This is a genomic window from Streptomyces sp. NPDC093085 (genome assembly GCF_040683935.1).
Lineage (GTDB): Bacteria > Actinomycetota > Actinomycetes > Streptomycetales > Streptomycetaceae > Streptomyces.
Genome location: NZ_JBFBFB010000022.1, coordinates 1 through 14,058, shown reverse-complemented (window position 1 = coordinate 14,058; position 14,058 = coordinate 1). Strand labels below are relative to the sequence as shown.

Annotated in this window: 13 protein-coding genes; 11 read left to right on the top strand and 2 right to left on the bottom strand. The window is 72.9% G+C overall.

All coding sequences use genetic code 11. The features are described 5' to 3' along the window. Nucleotides 1-45: 45 nt before the first annotated feature. From AB0O07_RS34925 to AB0O07_RS34915, 3 genes are read left to right on the top strand one after another with little or no spacing between them, the layout of a single operon-like run. Nucleotides 46-1,080: an ABC transporter ATP-binding protein gene (locus AB0O07_RS34925; protein ID WP_365641261.1), complete on the top strand. Its 1,035-nt coding sequence runs from the start codon at nucleotides 46-48 to the stop codon at nucleotides 1,078-1,080. Continuing rightward, nucleotides 1,077-1,832 carry an ABC transporter permease gene (locus tag AB0O07_RS34920; protein ID WP_365641258.1) on the top strand — a complete coding sequence of 252 codons (756 nt, stop codon included), beginning with the start codon at nucleotides 1,077-1,079 and terminating at the stop codon, nucleotides 1,830-1,832. Before AB0O07_RS34925 ends, AB0O07_RS34920 begins: the two co-directional genes overlap by 4 nt. Further along, complete coding sequence (locus AB0O07_RS34915) at nucleotides 1,829-3,823, top strand: TOMM precursor leader peptide-binding protein (protein ID WP_365641255.1); 1,995 nt, start codon at nucleotides 1,829-1,831, stop codon at nucleotides 3,821-3,823. Before AB0O07_RS34920 ends, AB0O07_RS34915 begins: the two co-directional genes overlap by 4 nt. A 100-nt stretch (nucleotides 3,824-3,923) precedes the next feature. Here AB0O07_RS34915 and AB0O07_RS34910 read toward each other — a convergent pair whose 3' ends face one another. Then, nucleotides 3,924-4,100, bottom strand: coding sequence for a thiazolylpeptide-type bacteriocin (locus AB0O07_RS34910; RefSeq protein ID WP_365641253.1), 177 nt, complete (start codon nucleotides 4,098-4,100; stop codon nucleotides 3,924-3,926). Between the two features lie 260 nt (nucleotides 4,101-4,360). On the opposite strand from AB0O07_RS34910, the gene AB0O07_RS34905 reads away from it, so the two are divergent. Beyond that, nucleotides 4,361-5,608 carry an amidohydrolase gene (locus AB0O07_RS34905; protein ID WP_365641417.1) on the top strand — a complete coding sequence of 416 codons (1,248 nt, stop codon included), beginning with the start codon at nucleotides 4,361-4,363 and terminating at the stop codon, nucleotides 5,606-5,608. Between the two features lie 217 nt (nucleotides 5,609-5,825). Then, nucleotides 5,826-6,746, top strand: coding sequence for an MHYT domain-containing protein (locus tag AB0O07_RS34900; protein ID WP_365641414.1), 921 nt, complete (start codon nucleotides 5,826-5,828; stop codon nucleotides 6,744-6,746). A 59-nt stretch (nucleotides 6,747-6,805) separates the two neighbouring features. Here AB0O07_RS34900 and AB0O07_RS34895 read toward each other — a convergent pair whose 3' ends face one another. Next, the gene (locus tag AB0O07_RS34895) at nucleotides 6,806-7,594 is read right to left on the bottom strand and encodes a FadR/GntR family transcriptional regulator (RefSeq protein WP_365641250.1); all 789 of its coding nucleotides are present in this window, start codon (nucleotides 7,592-7,594) and stop codon (nucleotides 6,806-6,808) included. A 267-nt stretch (nucleotides 7,595-7,861) separates the two neighbouring features. On the opposite strand from AB0O07_RS34895, the gene AB0O07_RS34890 reads away from it, so the two are divergent. The 6 genes from AB0O07_RS34890 to AB0O07_RS34865 are packed head-to-tail and all read left to right on the top strand — an operon-like array spanning nucleotide 7,862 to nucleotide 13,906. Continuing rightward, entirely contained in the window at nucleotides 7,862-9,214 is a 1,353-nt protein-coding gene (locus AB0O07_RS34890; RefSeq protein ID WP_365641248.1) for an MFS transporter, read from the top strand. A 1-nt stretch (nucleotide 9,215) separates the two neighbouring features. Further along, nucleotides 9,216-10,961 carry a dihydroxyacetone kinase family protein gene (locus AB0O07_RS34885; protein ID WP_365641245.1) on the top strand — a complete coding sequence of 582 codons (1,746 nt, stop codon included), beginning with the start codon at nucleotides 9,216-9,218 and terminating at the stop codon, nucleotides 10,959-10,961. Between the two features lie 25 nt (nucleotides 10,962-10,986). Then, on the top strand, nucleotides 10,987-11,463 hold the full coding sequence (locus tag AB0O07_RS34880; RefSeq protein ID WP_365641242.1) for a ribose-5-phosphate isomerase: 477 nt from the start codon (nucleotides 10,987-10,989) through the stop codon (nucleotides 11,461-11,463). After that, nucleotides 11,463-12,248, top strand: coding sequence for a triose-phosphate isomerase family protein (locus tag AB0O07_RS34875; protein ID WP_365641239.1), 786 nt, complete (start codon nucleotides 11,463-11,465; stop codon nucleotides 12,246-12,248). The genes AB0O07_RS34880 and AB0O07_RS34875 overlap by 1 nt, the downstream gene beginning before the upstream one ends. After that, nucleotides 12,249-13,049 (top strand): sugar phosphate isomerase/epimerase family protein, encoded by an 801-nt coding sequence (locus AB0O07_RS34870; RefSeq protein WP_365641236.1) that lies wholly within the window; start codon nucleotides 12,249-12,251, stop codon nucleotides 13,047-13,049. Continuing rightward, the gene (locus tag AB0O07_RS34865; protein ID WP_365641233.1) at nucleotides 13,049-13,906 is read left to right on the top strand and encodes a phosphogluconate dehydrogenase C-terminal domain-containing protein; all 858 of its coding nucleotides are present in this window, start codon (nucleotides 13,049-13,051) and stop codon (nucleotides 13,904-13,906) included. Before AB0O07_RS34870 ends, AB0O07_RS34865 begins: the two co-directional genes overlap by 1 nt. Nucleotides 13,907-14,058: the final 152 nt, after the last annotated feature.

The window sequence follows — 14,058 nt, the reverse complement described above, 5'->3', positions numbered from 1 at the left end:
CCGTTCCACACCACCGATCCACAACCCCGAGGGGCGCAGAACCACATGAGCGAGGCCAGGACCACCGCGTCCGTGCCGCACGAGCCGTCCGCCGATCCGGCGATCGTCGTCGAGGAGATACGCAAACGATACGGGGACCACCAGGCCGTGGCCGGGGTCTCGCTGACCGTCGGGCGCGGGGAGTTCTTCGGGCTCCTCGGCCCCAACGGCGCCGGCAAGACCACCCTGGTCGAGATCATGGAGGGGCTGCGCCGCCCCGACTCGGGCACCGTCTCGGTGCTCGGCCACGCGCCCTGGCCCCGGGACATCGGCCTGCTGCCCCGGATCGGGGTGCAGACCCAGTCGTCCGCCTTCTTCGTCCGCCAGACGGCGCGCGAACACCTCCGTACCGTCGCCGCGCTGTACGGGGCGGGCCGGGAGGCCGCCGACCGGATCCTGGAGACCGTCGGGCTGGCCTCCCGGCGCGACGTACGGGTCGAGGACCTCTCCGGCGGCCAGCGCCAGCGCCTCGCCATCGCCTCCGCGCTGGTCCACGGGCCCGAGCTGATCTTCCTGGACGAGCCCACGGCCGCGCTGGACCCGCAGGCCCGCCGGGACCTCTGGGAGGTGCTGCGCGCCCTCAAGAGCGAGGGCCGCACCATCGTCTACACCACCCACCACCTGGACGAGGCCGAGGCGCTCTGCGACCGGGTGGCGATCCTCGTCGGCGGCTCCGTCGTCGCCCTGGACTCCCCGCACCACCTCGTCACCGCCGCCGCCGCGCCGACCCGGCTGATGGTCCCCGCCGAGCGGATGACCGAGGAGGAGGCGGCGGCCCTGCCCGGGGTCGACCGGGTCACCACGCAGGGCGGCTCACTGGTCCTGGAGACGGCCGCGTCCGGCAAGGTCCTCCAGGCCGTCGACGAACGGATCGGCCTGGACGGGGTACGGACCCGTACCGCCACCCTGGAGGACGTCTACCTCCAGCTCACCGGCGCCACGCCCACCGGCACCGCCACCGGCGCTCAGCCCACCGACACCGGCACCGGCACTCAGCCCACCGACAGCAAGCACACCGACACGACGGAGCACCAGGCATGAGCGCCTACGCAAGCCTGACGGGGGCCGGCTACCGCGCCCAGGTCCGCGACAAGGCCACCCTCTTCTTCACCTTCGCCTTCCCGCTCCTCTTCCTGGTCGTCTTCGGGCTGATCTTCCGGGGCCAGGACGTCGAGGAGACCTCCCGCCCCTACATCGCGTACATCGCGCCCGGCGTGATGTCCTGGGGCGTCGCCAACGCGGCCGTCTTCGGGATCGCCTTCACCCTCATGCAGTGGCGCCGCGACGACCTGCTCCGGCTGATCCGGCTCACCCCGACCCCGCTCACCTCGGTCCTGGCCTCCCGCTATGTGCTCGCCCTCGGTGTGGGCGCCGTCCAGGCGGCGGTCTTCGTCCTCGTGGCGATGCTGCCGCTCTTCGGCCTCGAAGTGGACCCCCGGTGGCCGCTGGTGGTGCCCGTCCTGGTGCTCGGCATCACCGCGTTCCTCACCATCGGGGTGATCATCGGCTCGTACGCCACCACCCCCGAGGCGGTCGCGGCGATCGCCAACTGCCTCATGGTGCCGATGGCGTTCGTCTCCGGCTCCTTCCTGCCGCTCGACCTGATGCCGTCCTGGCTCCAGACCGTCTCCCGTGTCCTGCCGCTGCGCTATCTCAACGACGGGGCCTCCGGCGCCCTCACCGGCCGCGGCGACCTCGCCGGCATCGCGCTCTCCTGCGGCGGACTCGCCGTGTTCACCGTGGTCTTCGGGGCGATCGCGCTGAAGACCTTCCGCTGGAGCGACTCGGCATGACCGCGACCACCGCAAGGACCGCTCGCCCGCCGGCCGGTCATGACCCGCTGGAGGACGCCTGCCGGGCGCTCCAGCGGGCACTGACCGCCCGGCGGGCGCCGGCCGGCGCGCCCGGCGCCTCGGACGCCTCCGACGCACCCGGCGCGCCCCCGGTGGCGGTCGTCCCGCTGGGCGCCGCCGATGTGCTCGGCCACCGCGCCGGCGACCCCTACGCGGCCGTCCGCCCCACCGCCACCGTCCACCTCACCACCCGCGAGGTGCTGGTGGGCCCGTGGGGCGGCGACGGGTCCGCGCCCGCCTGCGGCCAGTGCCTGGCCATGCGCTGGCAGCGGCTGCGCACCCGTACCGAACGCGACGCCCTGGAGACCGGCACCGGCACCCGTGCCACCGGGAGCTGGCCGGAGCTCACCCCGTACATCCTCGACGCGGTCGACGCCCTCCACCGGGCCGCCGTAAGCGAAGGACGGGTGGAGCCGCCGGGGCGCGGCGCCCCGGACCGGGCGCTGCCCCAGGTCTCCCGGCTGGACCTGGCGACGCTGGAGGTACGGAGCCACCCCCTGCTCCCGGAGCCGCTCTGCCCGCACTGCGGCCCCCGCGACCCCGCCCCGCCGCCGCTCGCCCTCGTCAGCAGGCCCAAGCCCGCCCCCGACGTCTACCGGCTCCGCCCCGCCTCCGGCTACCCGATGCCGGTGGCGGCGCTCGCCAACCCCGTCTGCGGGGCGCTCGGCGCGGGCACCTGGATCAATGTCACCTCGCCCACCACCGCGCCGGTCGCCGGCAGCGTGTTCATGCGCGGCTACGCGGGCCTCACCGACGTCACCTGGAGCGGCCAGGCCAACGGCTTCGACGCCAGCCGCGACCTCGCCTTCCTGGAGGGTCTGGAACGGTACGCGGGCACCCACCGCCGTAACGGCACCGCCCCGCTCGTCGCCGCCCACCGCGACCTCGGCGACCGGGCGCTCTCGCCCGTCGCGTGCGGCCTCTACCCGCCCGAGACCTACCGCGACGACCCCATGGTCGCCCCCTTCGACCCCGGCCGTCCCATCCCCTGGGTCACCGGACACTCGCTGCGCGACGACCGCCCGGTCCTCGTCCCGGCCCGCCTCGTGTACTACAGCGCGGGGCTCGCCGCCGACAACTTCGTCTTCGAGTGCTCCAACGGCTGCGCCATCGGCTCCACCCTGGAGGAGGCGGTCCTCGGCGGGCTGCTCGAACTCATCGAGCGGGACGCGTTCCTGGTCGCCTGGTACGGCAACACCCCGCTCCCCGAGATCGACCTCGCCACGGTGGCCGACCCCACCGTCCGCACCATGATCGACCGGGCCGCCGCGCAGGGGTACGACGTGCACGCCTTCGACAACCGGATCGACCTCGACGTGCCGGTCGTCACCGCCCTCGCGGTACGGCGCGACGGCGGCCCCGGCACCTACTCCTTCGGCGCCGGGGCGAGCCTGGACCCGGCGGCGGCCCTGGCCGGCGCCCTCTCCGAAGTCCTCACCTACATCCCGCACCTGCCCCGCCAGGTGACCGAGCGCCGCGCCGAACTGGAGGCCATGGCCGACGACTTCGGGAAGGTCCTCCATCTGAAGGACCACGCCCAGCTCTACGGGCTGCCCCGGATGACCGAGCACGTACGGAGCTATCTGGAGCCGTCCGCGTTCCGCCCGATGGACGCCACCTACCGGGAGTGGGAGGAGCGGGGGCGCCCGCGCACCGGCGATCTGCTCGACGACGTCGCCCACATCCGGGACGAACTGGTCCGGGCGGGCCACGATGTGATCGTCGTCGACCAGACCACCCCGGAGCAGCACCGCATCGGGCTGCGCACGGTCGCCACCCTCGTGCCGGGGCTGCTGCCGATCGACTTCGGCTGGTCGCGCCAGCGCGCCCCCTTCATGGCGCGGCTGCGCACCGCCGCCCACCGGGCCGGGCTGCGGGCCACGGAGCTGACGGAGCGGGAGATCCGCCGCGTACCGCACCCGTTCCCCTGACCACCGTGCGTTCCGGCCCGCGCCCACCGGCCCGGAACGCACGGACGGGCGGCACCTGCGCGGAAGGTCGCAGGTGCCGCCCGTCCCGGAGCGGCCTGGATCAGGCGCTGCAGGAGGTGGTGCTGGTGGTGGAGGAGCAGGTCGACGTGGAGCTGCAGCTCGTGGAGCCCGCGAGCACGACCTCGCTGGCGTCCGAGTAGTCCGAGATCTCGAAGGTCTCCGACTCCAGCTCCATGATCTCGTCGGCGAGGGAGGCGAGGGTGGTGTTGTCGGCCATGGTGACTCCTCAGTGTCAGCTCTCCGGCCCCGGGGGTTTCCCGGCGGTCCGGTGGTGCGCCGCCGCGAGGACCTGTGGCCGGGCCCCGGCGGCACTCGTATTCCAGCCGACCCCACTGCCACCCGGGCCCCTCTCCCGCTGACCGGACGTGTCAGCGGTCTGTACGCGGCACGCGGCCGGGGCACCGCACGATGGACCGGGTGAACCATGCCGCGCACCCCCCAGAGGCGTACCCCGGAGCGGCGTACCCCTACGAGAACGTGCCCGTCCTCGACGGCCTCCGCGAGATCCTGCGCCCCGCCGTCGCGTTCTGCCTCGATCTCCACCAGCACCCCGAACTCTCCGGCGAGGAGCGCCGCACGGCGGCCCGGCTGGGGGAGTGGCTGCGCACCGCCGGGTACGAGGTGACCGGCGGCCTCGGCGGCCACGGAGTCGTCGGCGTGCTCCGCAACGGCCCGGGCCCGCGCGTCCTCATCCGTACGGAGCTGGACGCGCTGCCCGTCACCGAGAACACCGGGCTGCCGTACACCAGCACCGGACCCGTCGCCCACGCCTGCGGCCACGACGTCCACATGGCCGCCGCGGCGGGCGCCGCCTCTCTGCTGGCCCGCGCCCGGGAGCGGTGGCGCGGCACGGTGGTCGTCGTCGGCCAGCCCGCCGAGGAGACCCTCACCGGGGCACGCGCGCTCCTCGCCGACGGGCTCTACGAGCGGTTCGGGCGGCCCGACACCGTTCTCGCCCAGCACACCGCGCCGCTGCCCGCCGGGATGGTCGCCCACGCGTACGGGCCGATGCTCGCCGGGAGCGCCGGGATCGAGGCCGTGGTGCACGGCAGGGGCGGCCACGCCGGCACCCCGCACCTCGCCGTGGACCCGCTGCTCACCGCCGCCGCGGCGGCGCTCCGGCTCCAGGGGGTGGTCTCCCGGGAGTGCGCCCCGACCGAGCCCGCCCTCCTCAACGTCGGCTCCCTGCACGCCGGTACGGCCGCCAACCTGATCCCCGACCGGGCCACGCTCGGCATCACCGTACGCGCCCTCTCCGAGCGCACCCTCGACCGGATGACGGCCGCGGTGGAGCGCGTCCTGCGGGCGGAGTGCGCCGCCGCGGGCTCCCCCCGGGAGCCGGAGGTCCGTACCGTCGCGCGCTCCCCGGTCACCCATCCCGATCCGGCGGCGACCGCCGTCGTACGCGAGGCCCATGTACGCCTCTACGGCGCCGAGCGGGTGGCACCCTGGCCCCCGTCGATGGCGACCGAGGACTTTCCGCTCTACGGGGACGCGGGGTCCGGAGTGCACGGGGAGGACGGGATCGCCCTCGTGTACTGGATGTTCGGGGTGGTGGGGCCGAAGGTGTGGGCCCGGACACCGGGCACGGCGGAGGAGAAGCTCGCCGCCCTCCCGCCGCACCACTCCCCGGAGTTCGCCGCCGATCTCAGGACGGCGCTGCCCACCGGCATCACGGCGATGACGGCCGCCGCGCTCGCCCGGCTCGGCACTGACCGGATATGACGGTTCGTCAGCCCTCTTACGGGCGGCGGAAGAACGGCCGGACGCCGAAGGAAAGAGGACGTATCGGACGGGGCAGGACATCCCGCCGGCCCTGAACCGTGCACCTTTATCAACAAGTGATCGAAAGGGTGTCTGTCACCCCTCTTTATGGCCATAGTGTCGCCACGAGCGCACATTTTCTGCACGTACATCTCACGGGGTGAAGGGCGCGGCATTCATGCAGGGCACCATCGACGGGTTCAACTACGGTGCCGTCACACCTGTGGCGGCGTATCTCATGGCTGTTCTGGGCGGTGCGTTGGGGCTCCGCTGCACCACCAGGTCGCTCCGGACCGAGGACTCGTGGAAGCCCGGCTGGCTGGGACTCGGTGCGACATCCATCGGCTCCGGCATCTGGACCATGCACTTCATCGCCATGATCGGCTTCCAGGTCGAGGAGGCGCCGGTCAGCTACGACATCCCGACGACCGTGCTCAGTCTCGTCGTGGCGATCGTCATGGTCGGTGTCGGGATCTTCGTCGTCGGCTACCGAGGGGCGACCCGGGCCACGCTGATCACCGCGGGGACCGTCACCGGGCTCGGGGTCGCTGCCATGCACTACATCGGCATGGCCGGCATGCGGCTCAACGGGGAGCTGCACTACGAAACGGTGACCGTCGTCCTCTCGGTCGTGATCGCCGTCGTCGCCGCGACCGCGGCGCTCTGGGCCGCCGTGTCGATCCACGGCTTCCTGCCCAGCCTCGGTGCCAGCCTCGTCATGGGCATCGCCGTGACCGGTATGCACTACACCGGCATGGCGGCGATCAGTGTCCACCTCCAGGGCGGCTCCGGCGGCCACGCGGGCGGCGGTTCGCCCACCTCGATCATGTTCCCGATGCTGCTCGGCCCGGCGGTCTTCCTCGTGCTGGCCGGTGTCGTGGTGATGTTCGACCCGCTCCTCGTCCTCGGCGAGGGCGAGTGGGACCGGCCCGAGGCCGGGAAGGCGGAGCGGAGCGCTCCGCCGCGCCCGGTCTGGCCGCCCGCGTACGACGAGCCCCCGGCCCGCCATCCCGCCGTCCCGCCGCAGGGACCTCCGGCGCAGAGCCGTCCGCCGGCGCAGGGCCAGGGGCAGCGCCCGCGGAGTCCGTACGACTGGTGACCGTCACCCGGTGACGCCGCCCCGCCGCCCGGACCCGGTCCGGGCGGCGGGGCGGCGCCTCACGCGTCCTGCTCCGCCGCCCGGCCCTCGCCGTCCGCCGCTCTGATCGACTCCCGCAGCCGCGCGCTCGCCATCCGCATGTGCTCCGCCATCGCCTCGCTCGCCCCGTCCGGGTCCTGGGCGCGGATGGCCGACAGCACCGCGTCGTGCTCGCAGAGGGTGCCGCTGACCGTGCCCTCCAGATCGCTGACCCGCTCCATCCACACCTGGAGCAGTGCCCGGATCGAGTGCAGGATGTCGCTGAGCACCGAGTTCCCGGCGATGTTCGCCGTCTCCAGGTGGAAGGCGATGTCCGCCTCGATGAACGCCGCGACATCGTTGCCGGCGTCCCGCATCCGCCGCAGATGCTCCTCAAGGCGCGCCACGTCCTCCTCGGTGGCGCGCTCCGCCGCCAGCCGCGCCGACACCCCCTCCATATGGGTGCGGACCTCCACCAGGTCCTGGGTGCGGCGCTGCCCCAGCATCAGTCCCCAGTTGATGGCGCGCGGCAGGAACTCCGAGGTCCCCTCGCGCACGTACGAGCCGGAGCCGGGGCGGATCTCGATGATCCCGAGCACGTCGAGGGCGGAGAGGGCGCCCCGCACGCTGGAGCGCGCGACCCCCAGCGCCTCGGCGAGCTGACGCTCGGCGGGCAGCCGGGTGCCGGGCTTGATGTCGCCTTTGGAGAGATGGTCGAGGAGCCGCTTGGCGACCTCGCTGACCGACGACTCGCGCACCACGGGGCGCAGCAGCCGGGCGAGATCCGGTGATCCGGGCGATTGCTGATCAGGCTGACTGGTCACGGTCACCAGTACACCAGATGGGTGTTCCCCCTGTTCAAAGGTGTCCTGAACGCGTGCCCACGCGCGTCGCCCCGCGCTCTGTCAAGAGTGTCGTGCGTCACTTCAAGAGTGACGCTCGCCACATTGGTCAATTGGTGACCAATTTTCTTCTGGGGGTTACGTTGAAGACACATCAGCCGGTGGAACGTGTTGCGCCTGTTTCGGCCACGTCGATCACCACCGTCTGTGACCCGAGTACGGACAGAGCTGTCCGGCGCTGTTGAGGGAGTCACCATGGGTGCCACCGCGTTGCCATCCGCTGTCGAGAGATCAGCGATCAAGAAGGTCTCGATCCGGCTCGTCCCGTTCGTCGCCCTGATGTTCTTCGTGAACTATCTGGACCGGACGGCCGTCTCCTTCGCGGAGCCGAACGGGATGGGGCAAGACCTCGCGCTCACCGCGGCGCAGTTCGGATTCGCGTCCGGGGTCTTCTTCATCGGTTACATCATTCTCGAAGTGCCCAGCAACATGGCACTCCACAAGTTCGGCGCCCGCCGCTGGCTCGCCCGGATCATGGTCACCTGGGGCATCGTCTCCCTCCTCTTCACCTGGGTGCAGAGCAGCGAGCAGCTCTACGCGCTCCGCTTCCTGCTGGGCGTCGCCGAGGCCGGGTTCTTCCCCGGGGCGATCCTCTTCCTGAGCCAGTGGGTGCCCGCCCGGCACCGTACGAAGGTCCTCGCGCTCTTCTACCTGGCCCAGCCGCTCACCACGGTCATCGGCGCCCCGCTCGCGGGGTGGCTCATCGGCCACCACGGCCTCTTCGGCCTGGAGGGGTGGCGCGTGATGTTCCTCTTCGTCTCGCTCCCCGCGATCCTCCTCGGCGTCATCGCCTGGTTCTACCTGATCGACCGGCCCGCCGACGCCAAGTGGCTCACCCCCGCCGAGCGCGACTGGCTCACCGCCGAGCTGGCCACCGAGAACGCCGGCAAGACCGGCGCCGACCAGGGCCACGGCCGGGGCGCGCTGAAGGAGGCCTTCCGCAGCGGCCGGGTCTGGACCCTCGCCATGGTCTACTTCGGCTTCATCTACGGCCTGTACGCGCTCGCCTTCTTCCTGCCCACCATCATCGAGGGCTTCCAGGAGAGCTTCGGCACCTCCTTCAGCGTCATGGACAAGGCGCTGATCACCGCCATCCCGTATCTGCCGGCCGCCGTCGTCCTCTTCTTCTGGTCCCGGCACGCCACCCGCAACGGCACCCGGACCTGGCATGTCGCGGGCCCGGCCGTGGTCGGCGGCATCTCCATCCCCGTCGCCCTCTACATGGGCTCCCCGGCCGCGACCATCGCCGTGATCACCGTGACCGCGTGCTCGATCTTCGCCGCGCTCCCCGTCTTCTGGTCGATCCCCTCCCGCTTCCTGACCGGCGCCGCCGCCGCGGCCGGCATCGCCCTGATCAACACCGCGGGCAACATCGGCGGCTTCGCGGCCGGCTATGTCACGGGCTGGCTCAAGGACTTCAGCGGCTCCTACACCCTCTCCATGTTCGTGGTGGGCGGCTTCATGATCCTCTCCGCCGTGCTGATGCTGGCCCTCGCCCGGCGCCGCCCCGCCCACCCCTCCGACCAGCCGCTTGCCGAGGTGCACTGACATGACCCGCCTGTTCAACGCCCCCGAGGCCTTCGCCGACGAGGCGCTCGAAGGCTTCGTGGCGGCCCACCGCCGCTGGGTGCGCCCCGTCCCCGGCGGAGTCGTACGCTCCGCCCCGGCCCCGGCCGGACAGGTCGCCGTCGTCATCGGCGGCGGCTCGGGCCACTACCCGGCCTTCTCCGGCCTGGTCGGCCCCGGCCTCGCCCACGGCGCCGCCGTCGGCAACGTCTTCGCCTCGCCCTCCGCCCGGCAGGTCCGTACGGTCGCCGAGCACGCCCACACCGGCGGCGGCGTGCTCCTCATGTACGGCAACTACGCGGGCGACGTCCTCCACTTCGGACAGGCCGCCGAGCAGCTCACCGCAGACGGCGTCGAGACCCGCACCGTCGCCGTCACCGACGACATCTCCAGCGCCTCCGCCGACGAAGCGGAGAAGCGCCGGGGCATAGCCGGTGACCTGCCGGTCTTCAAGGCCGCGGCGGCCGCCGCCGAAGAGGGCCGGAGCCTCGACGAGGTGGTCCGGGTCGCCCGTCACGCCAACGCCCGCACCCGCTCCTTCGGCATCGCCTTCAGCGGCTGCACCCTGCCCGGCGCCGACACCCCGCTCTTCACCGTCGCCGAGGGCCGGATGGCCGTCGGCCTGGGCATCCACGGCGAACCCGGCATCGGCGAAGAGTCCGTGCCCACCGCCGACGAGGCCGCCGAACTCCTCGTCTCCACCCTGCTCAAGGAACTCCCCGAGGGGATCGGAAGCCCGCGCGGCGAGCGCGCCGCCGTCATCCTCAACGGGCTCGGCACCGTCAAGTACGAGGAACTCTTCGTCGTCTACCGGCGGGTCGCCCAGCTCCTCGCCGAGGCCGGCATCGAGGCCGTCGAACCCGAGGTCGGCGAGCTGGTGACCAGCTTCGACATGGCGGGCGTCTCGCTCACCCTCTGCTGGCTCGACGAGGAACTGGCAGCCCTCTGGACCGCCGGGGCCGACACCCCCGCCTACCGCAAGGGCGCCGTCACCGCCCAGGCCGCCCCCGCCGCCGACACCGGCGGGACCGCCCGCGCCGAGGCGGCGAAGCCCCTGCCCGCCGCCACCGAGGAGTCCCGCGCCACCGCGGCCACCGTGGTCGCCGCCCTCGACGCCGTCGCCGCCACCGTCGACACCCACGCCGAGGAACTCGGCCGGATCGACGCGGTCGCCGGCGACGGCGACCACGGCATCGGCATGCGCCGGGGCTCCGGGGCCGCCCGTACCGCCGCCACCGAGGCCGCCGGGGAAGGCGCCGGGGCCCGTACCACCCTCTACGCCGCCGCCGACGCCTGGTCCGACCGGGCCGGCGGCACCTCGGGGGCCCTCTGGGGCGTCCTGCTCCGCGCCGTCGGCACCGCCCTCGGCGACACCGAGGCGCCCACCGCCCCGGTGGTCGCGCACGGCGTCGAGGAGGCGTCCGCCGCCGTCCAGCGGCTCGGCGGCGCCGAGGTCGGCGACAAGACGATGGTCGATGTCCTCGTCCCGTTCGCCCGCACCCTCGCCGACGCCACCGCCGGGGGCGCCGCCCTCACCGACGCCTGGGACCGCGCCGCCACCGCCGCCGAAGAGGCCGCCCAGGCCACCGCCGACCTCGCCCCGCGCATCGGCCGGGCCCGCCCGCACGTCGAACGGTCCCTCGGCACCCCCGACGCCGGGGCCCACTCCCTCGCCCTGATCGTCCGCGCCGTCCACGGCGTACTCGCCGCCCGCCGAACCACCGCCTGAACCACCACCGAGGAGCACACCCCCCATGAGCGACAAGCTGCGGATCGTCGTCGGATCGGACGACGCCGGCTTCGACTACAAGGAAATACTGAAGAAGGACCTCCAGGAGAACGAGCTCGTCGCGGCCGTCACCGATGTCGGCGTCGACGCCGAAGGACACACCGCGTACCCGACCATCGCCATCGCCGCCGCCGAGCTGGTCGCGCGCGGCGAGGCCGACCGCGCCCTCCTCGTCTGCGGCACCGGCCTCGGCGTGGCGATCGCCGCCAACAAGGTCAAGGGCATCCGCGCCGTCACCGCCCACGACTCCTTCTCCGTCGAGCGCGCCGTCCTCTCCAACAACGCCCAGGTCCTCACCTTCGGCCAGCGCGTCGTCGGCATAGAGCTGGCCCGCCGGCTCGCCGCCGAGTGGCTCACGTACCGCTTCGACGAGTCCTCCGCCTCCGCCGCCAAGGTCCAGCTCATGAACGACTACGAGACCGACGAGGAAACCGCCGCCTGATGTCCGCCCCCACCCTGCTCGGGGTGAGCCTCAAGATGTACTTCGGGCATCACGAGACGCTCAACTGGGCCCGCCGCATCGGCGACATCGCCGCCCGGCACCCCGCCGTCACCGGCGGACTCACCGAACTCTTCGTGCTGCCCGCCTTCCCGGCCATCGTCCCGCTCGGTACGGTCCTGGACGGCACGGGCGTCGCCGTCGGCGCCCAGGACCTCGCCACCGACGACCGGGGCCCCTTCACCGGGGAGGTGTCCGGCCCGTATCTCAAGGAGATCGGCTGCGCCTACGCCGAGGTCGGCCACGCCGAGCGCCGCCGCCTCTTCGGCGAGGGCGACACCGTCGTCGCGGCCAAGACCGCCGCCGCCCTGCGCAACGGCCTCACCCCCGTGCTCTGCGTCGGCGAACTCGACCGCGCCGAACCCGCCGAGGCCGCCGAACGCACCGTCGCCGAACTCGCCCGCATCCTCGACACCGCCGCACAGGACGGCGCCGAGGGCGGCCGGGTCGTCGTCGCGTACGAGCCCCAGTGGGCCATCGGCGCGCCCCGCCCCGCCTCGCCCGAGCACATCACCCGGGTCTGCGCCGCCCTCACCGGCTGGCTCGCCGAACGCCCCGCGTACAGCGGCAGCCGCGTCATCTACGGCGGCAGCGCCGGACCCGGACTGCTGACCACCCTCGGCGAAGGGGTCGACGGACTCTTCCTCGGCCGCTTCGCCCACGACCCGCACGCCGTCGAGGAGATCCTCGACGAGCTGAGCGCCAGGACCGGGAAGGCGGACGCGTAAATGGCCCGTGGACTGAGCACCTACGCCTACTTCTGGCGGATCTCCTCGCGCGCCCCCCGGCCGCTCACCGTCGAGGAGATGCTCCGCGACACCCACGAACTGGGCGGCGAGGTCTTCCAGATCTGCGACTACCCGCTGATCGAGACCTTCGACGCGGCCCGCCTCGCCGACATCCGCGCCACCGCCGAGGACCTGGGCATCACCCTGGAACTCGGCACCCGGGGCATCACCGAGGACCACCTCGACCGCTATCTCCGCCTCGCGGACGCCCTCGGCACCACCCTCGTCCGCTCCATGCTCCACACCGCGGACCACCGGCCCGGCACCGACGAGGCCACCGCACTCCTGCGGCGCGCCGTCCCCCGGTACGCGGAGCGCGGGGTCACCCTCGGCCTGGAGACCTACGAGCAGGTCGCCACCGACGACCTGCTCACCGTCGTCCGCGCCGTCGACGACCCCCACCTGGGCGTCGTCCTCGACCCGGGGAACTGCGTCGCCCGGCTGGAGCGCCCCCGGGATGTCGTCGAGGCCACCGCCCCGTATGTCGTCAACATTCATGTCAAGGACTTCGCCTTCACCCGCAGGGACGGGTGGGTCGGCTTCACCTACGCCGGCGCGCCCCTGGGCGAGGGCCTGCTCGACTACGCCCACCTCGTCGCGACCGTACGGCCCGACGAGCGGAACCTCAACCAGATCGTGGAGCACTGGCTCCCCTGGCAGGACGGCGGGTTCGAGACCACGGCCAGGACCGAGGACCAGTGGACCCGGCACTGCATCACCACCCTTCAGAGGAGTAAGTAATGGCCACCGAGAAGAAGACCGTCGCCGTCATCGGCGCCGCTGGCAAGATGGGCCAGCGCGTCTCCAACAACCTCGTCAAGAGCGACTTCACCACGCTGTTCGCCGAGAACTCCCCGAAGGGCCAGGAGCTGATCCGGGGCCTCGGCCGGGAGCTGACCGACTCCGACGAGGCCGCCCGCCAGGCCGATGTCCTCATCCTCGCCGTGCCGGACGTCGTCCTCGGCACCGTCTCCGAGCAGCTCGTCCCGCTGATGAAGCCCGGCGCCGTCCTGCTCACCCTCGACCCGGCCGCCGCCTACGCCGGCCTGCTCACCCGCCGCGACGACGTGCACAACGCCGTCGCCCACCCGTGCCACCCCTCCGTCTTCCTGGAGCGCACCACCAAGGAGGAGTACGCGGACACCTTCGGCGGCATCGCCGCCCCGCAGGAGGTCGTCGCCTCCTTCGAGGGCCCCGACGCCTCCGTCCGCGAGCTCGCCGAGTCCGTGATCCGGACGATGTACGCGCCCGTCGTGGACGTGCACTGGGTGACGGTCAAGCAGCTCGCCGTCCTGGAGCCGACCCTGGTGGAGACCATCGCCTGCATGGTCGGCGCGCTCCTCACCGAGGCCCTGCACGAGACGGTCCACACCGTCGGCGTGCCGGAGGCCGCCGCGCGCGCCATGCTGCTCGGCCACACGCAGGTCGCGCTCGCCAACACCCTCAAGGGCGACAACCCGTTCTCCGACGCCTGCCTGATCGCCATGGACTACGGCCGCGAGTCGATCGTCAAGGACGACTGGAAGAAGGTCTTCGAGGACGACGAGCTGGACAAGGTCATCACTCGGATGCTCCGCATCAAGGAGATCAAGCGGTAACAGCACCGCATTCCGCTCCGCGCCCCTCCCCGCGCGGAGCACGGCGGTGGGGGGGGCGGGGGCCGCGGGGCCGGCCCCCCCCGCGCCCGGTTGAGCCACGGGGTAGGGGGGGGGGGCGGGCGCCGGGGGGGGGGGGGGGGCGGAGCCGCCCC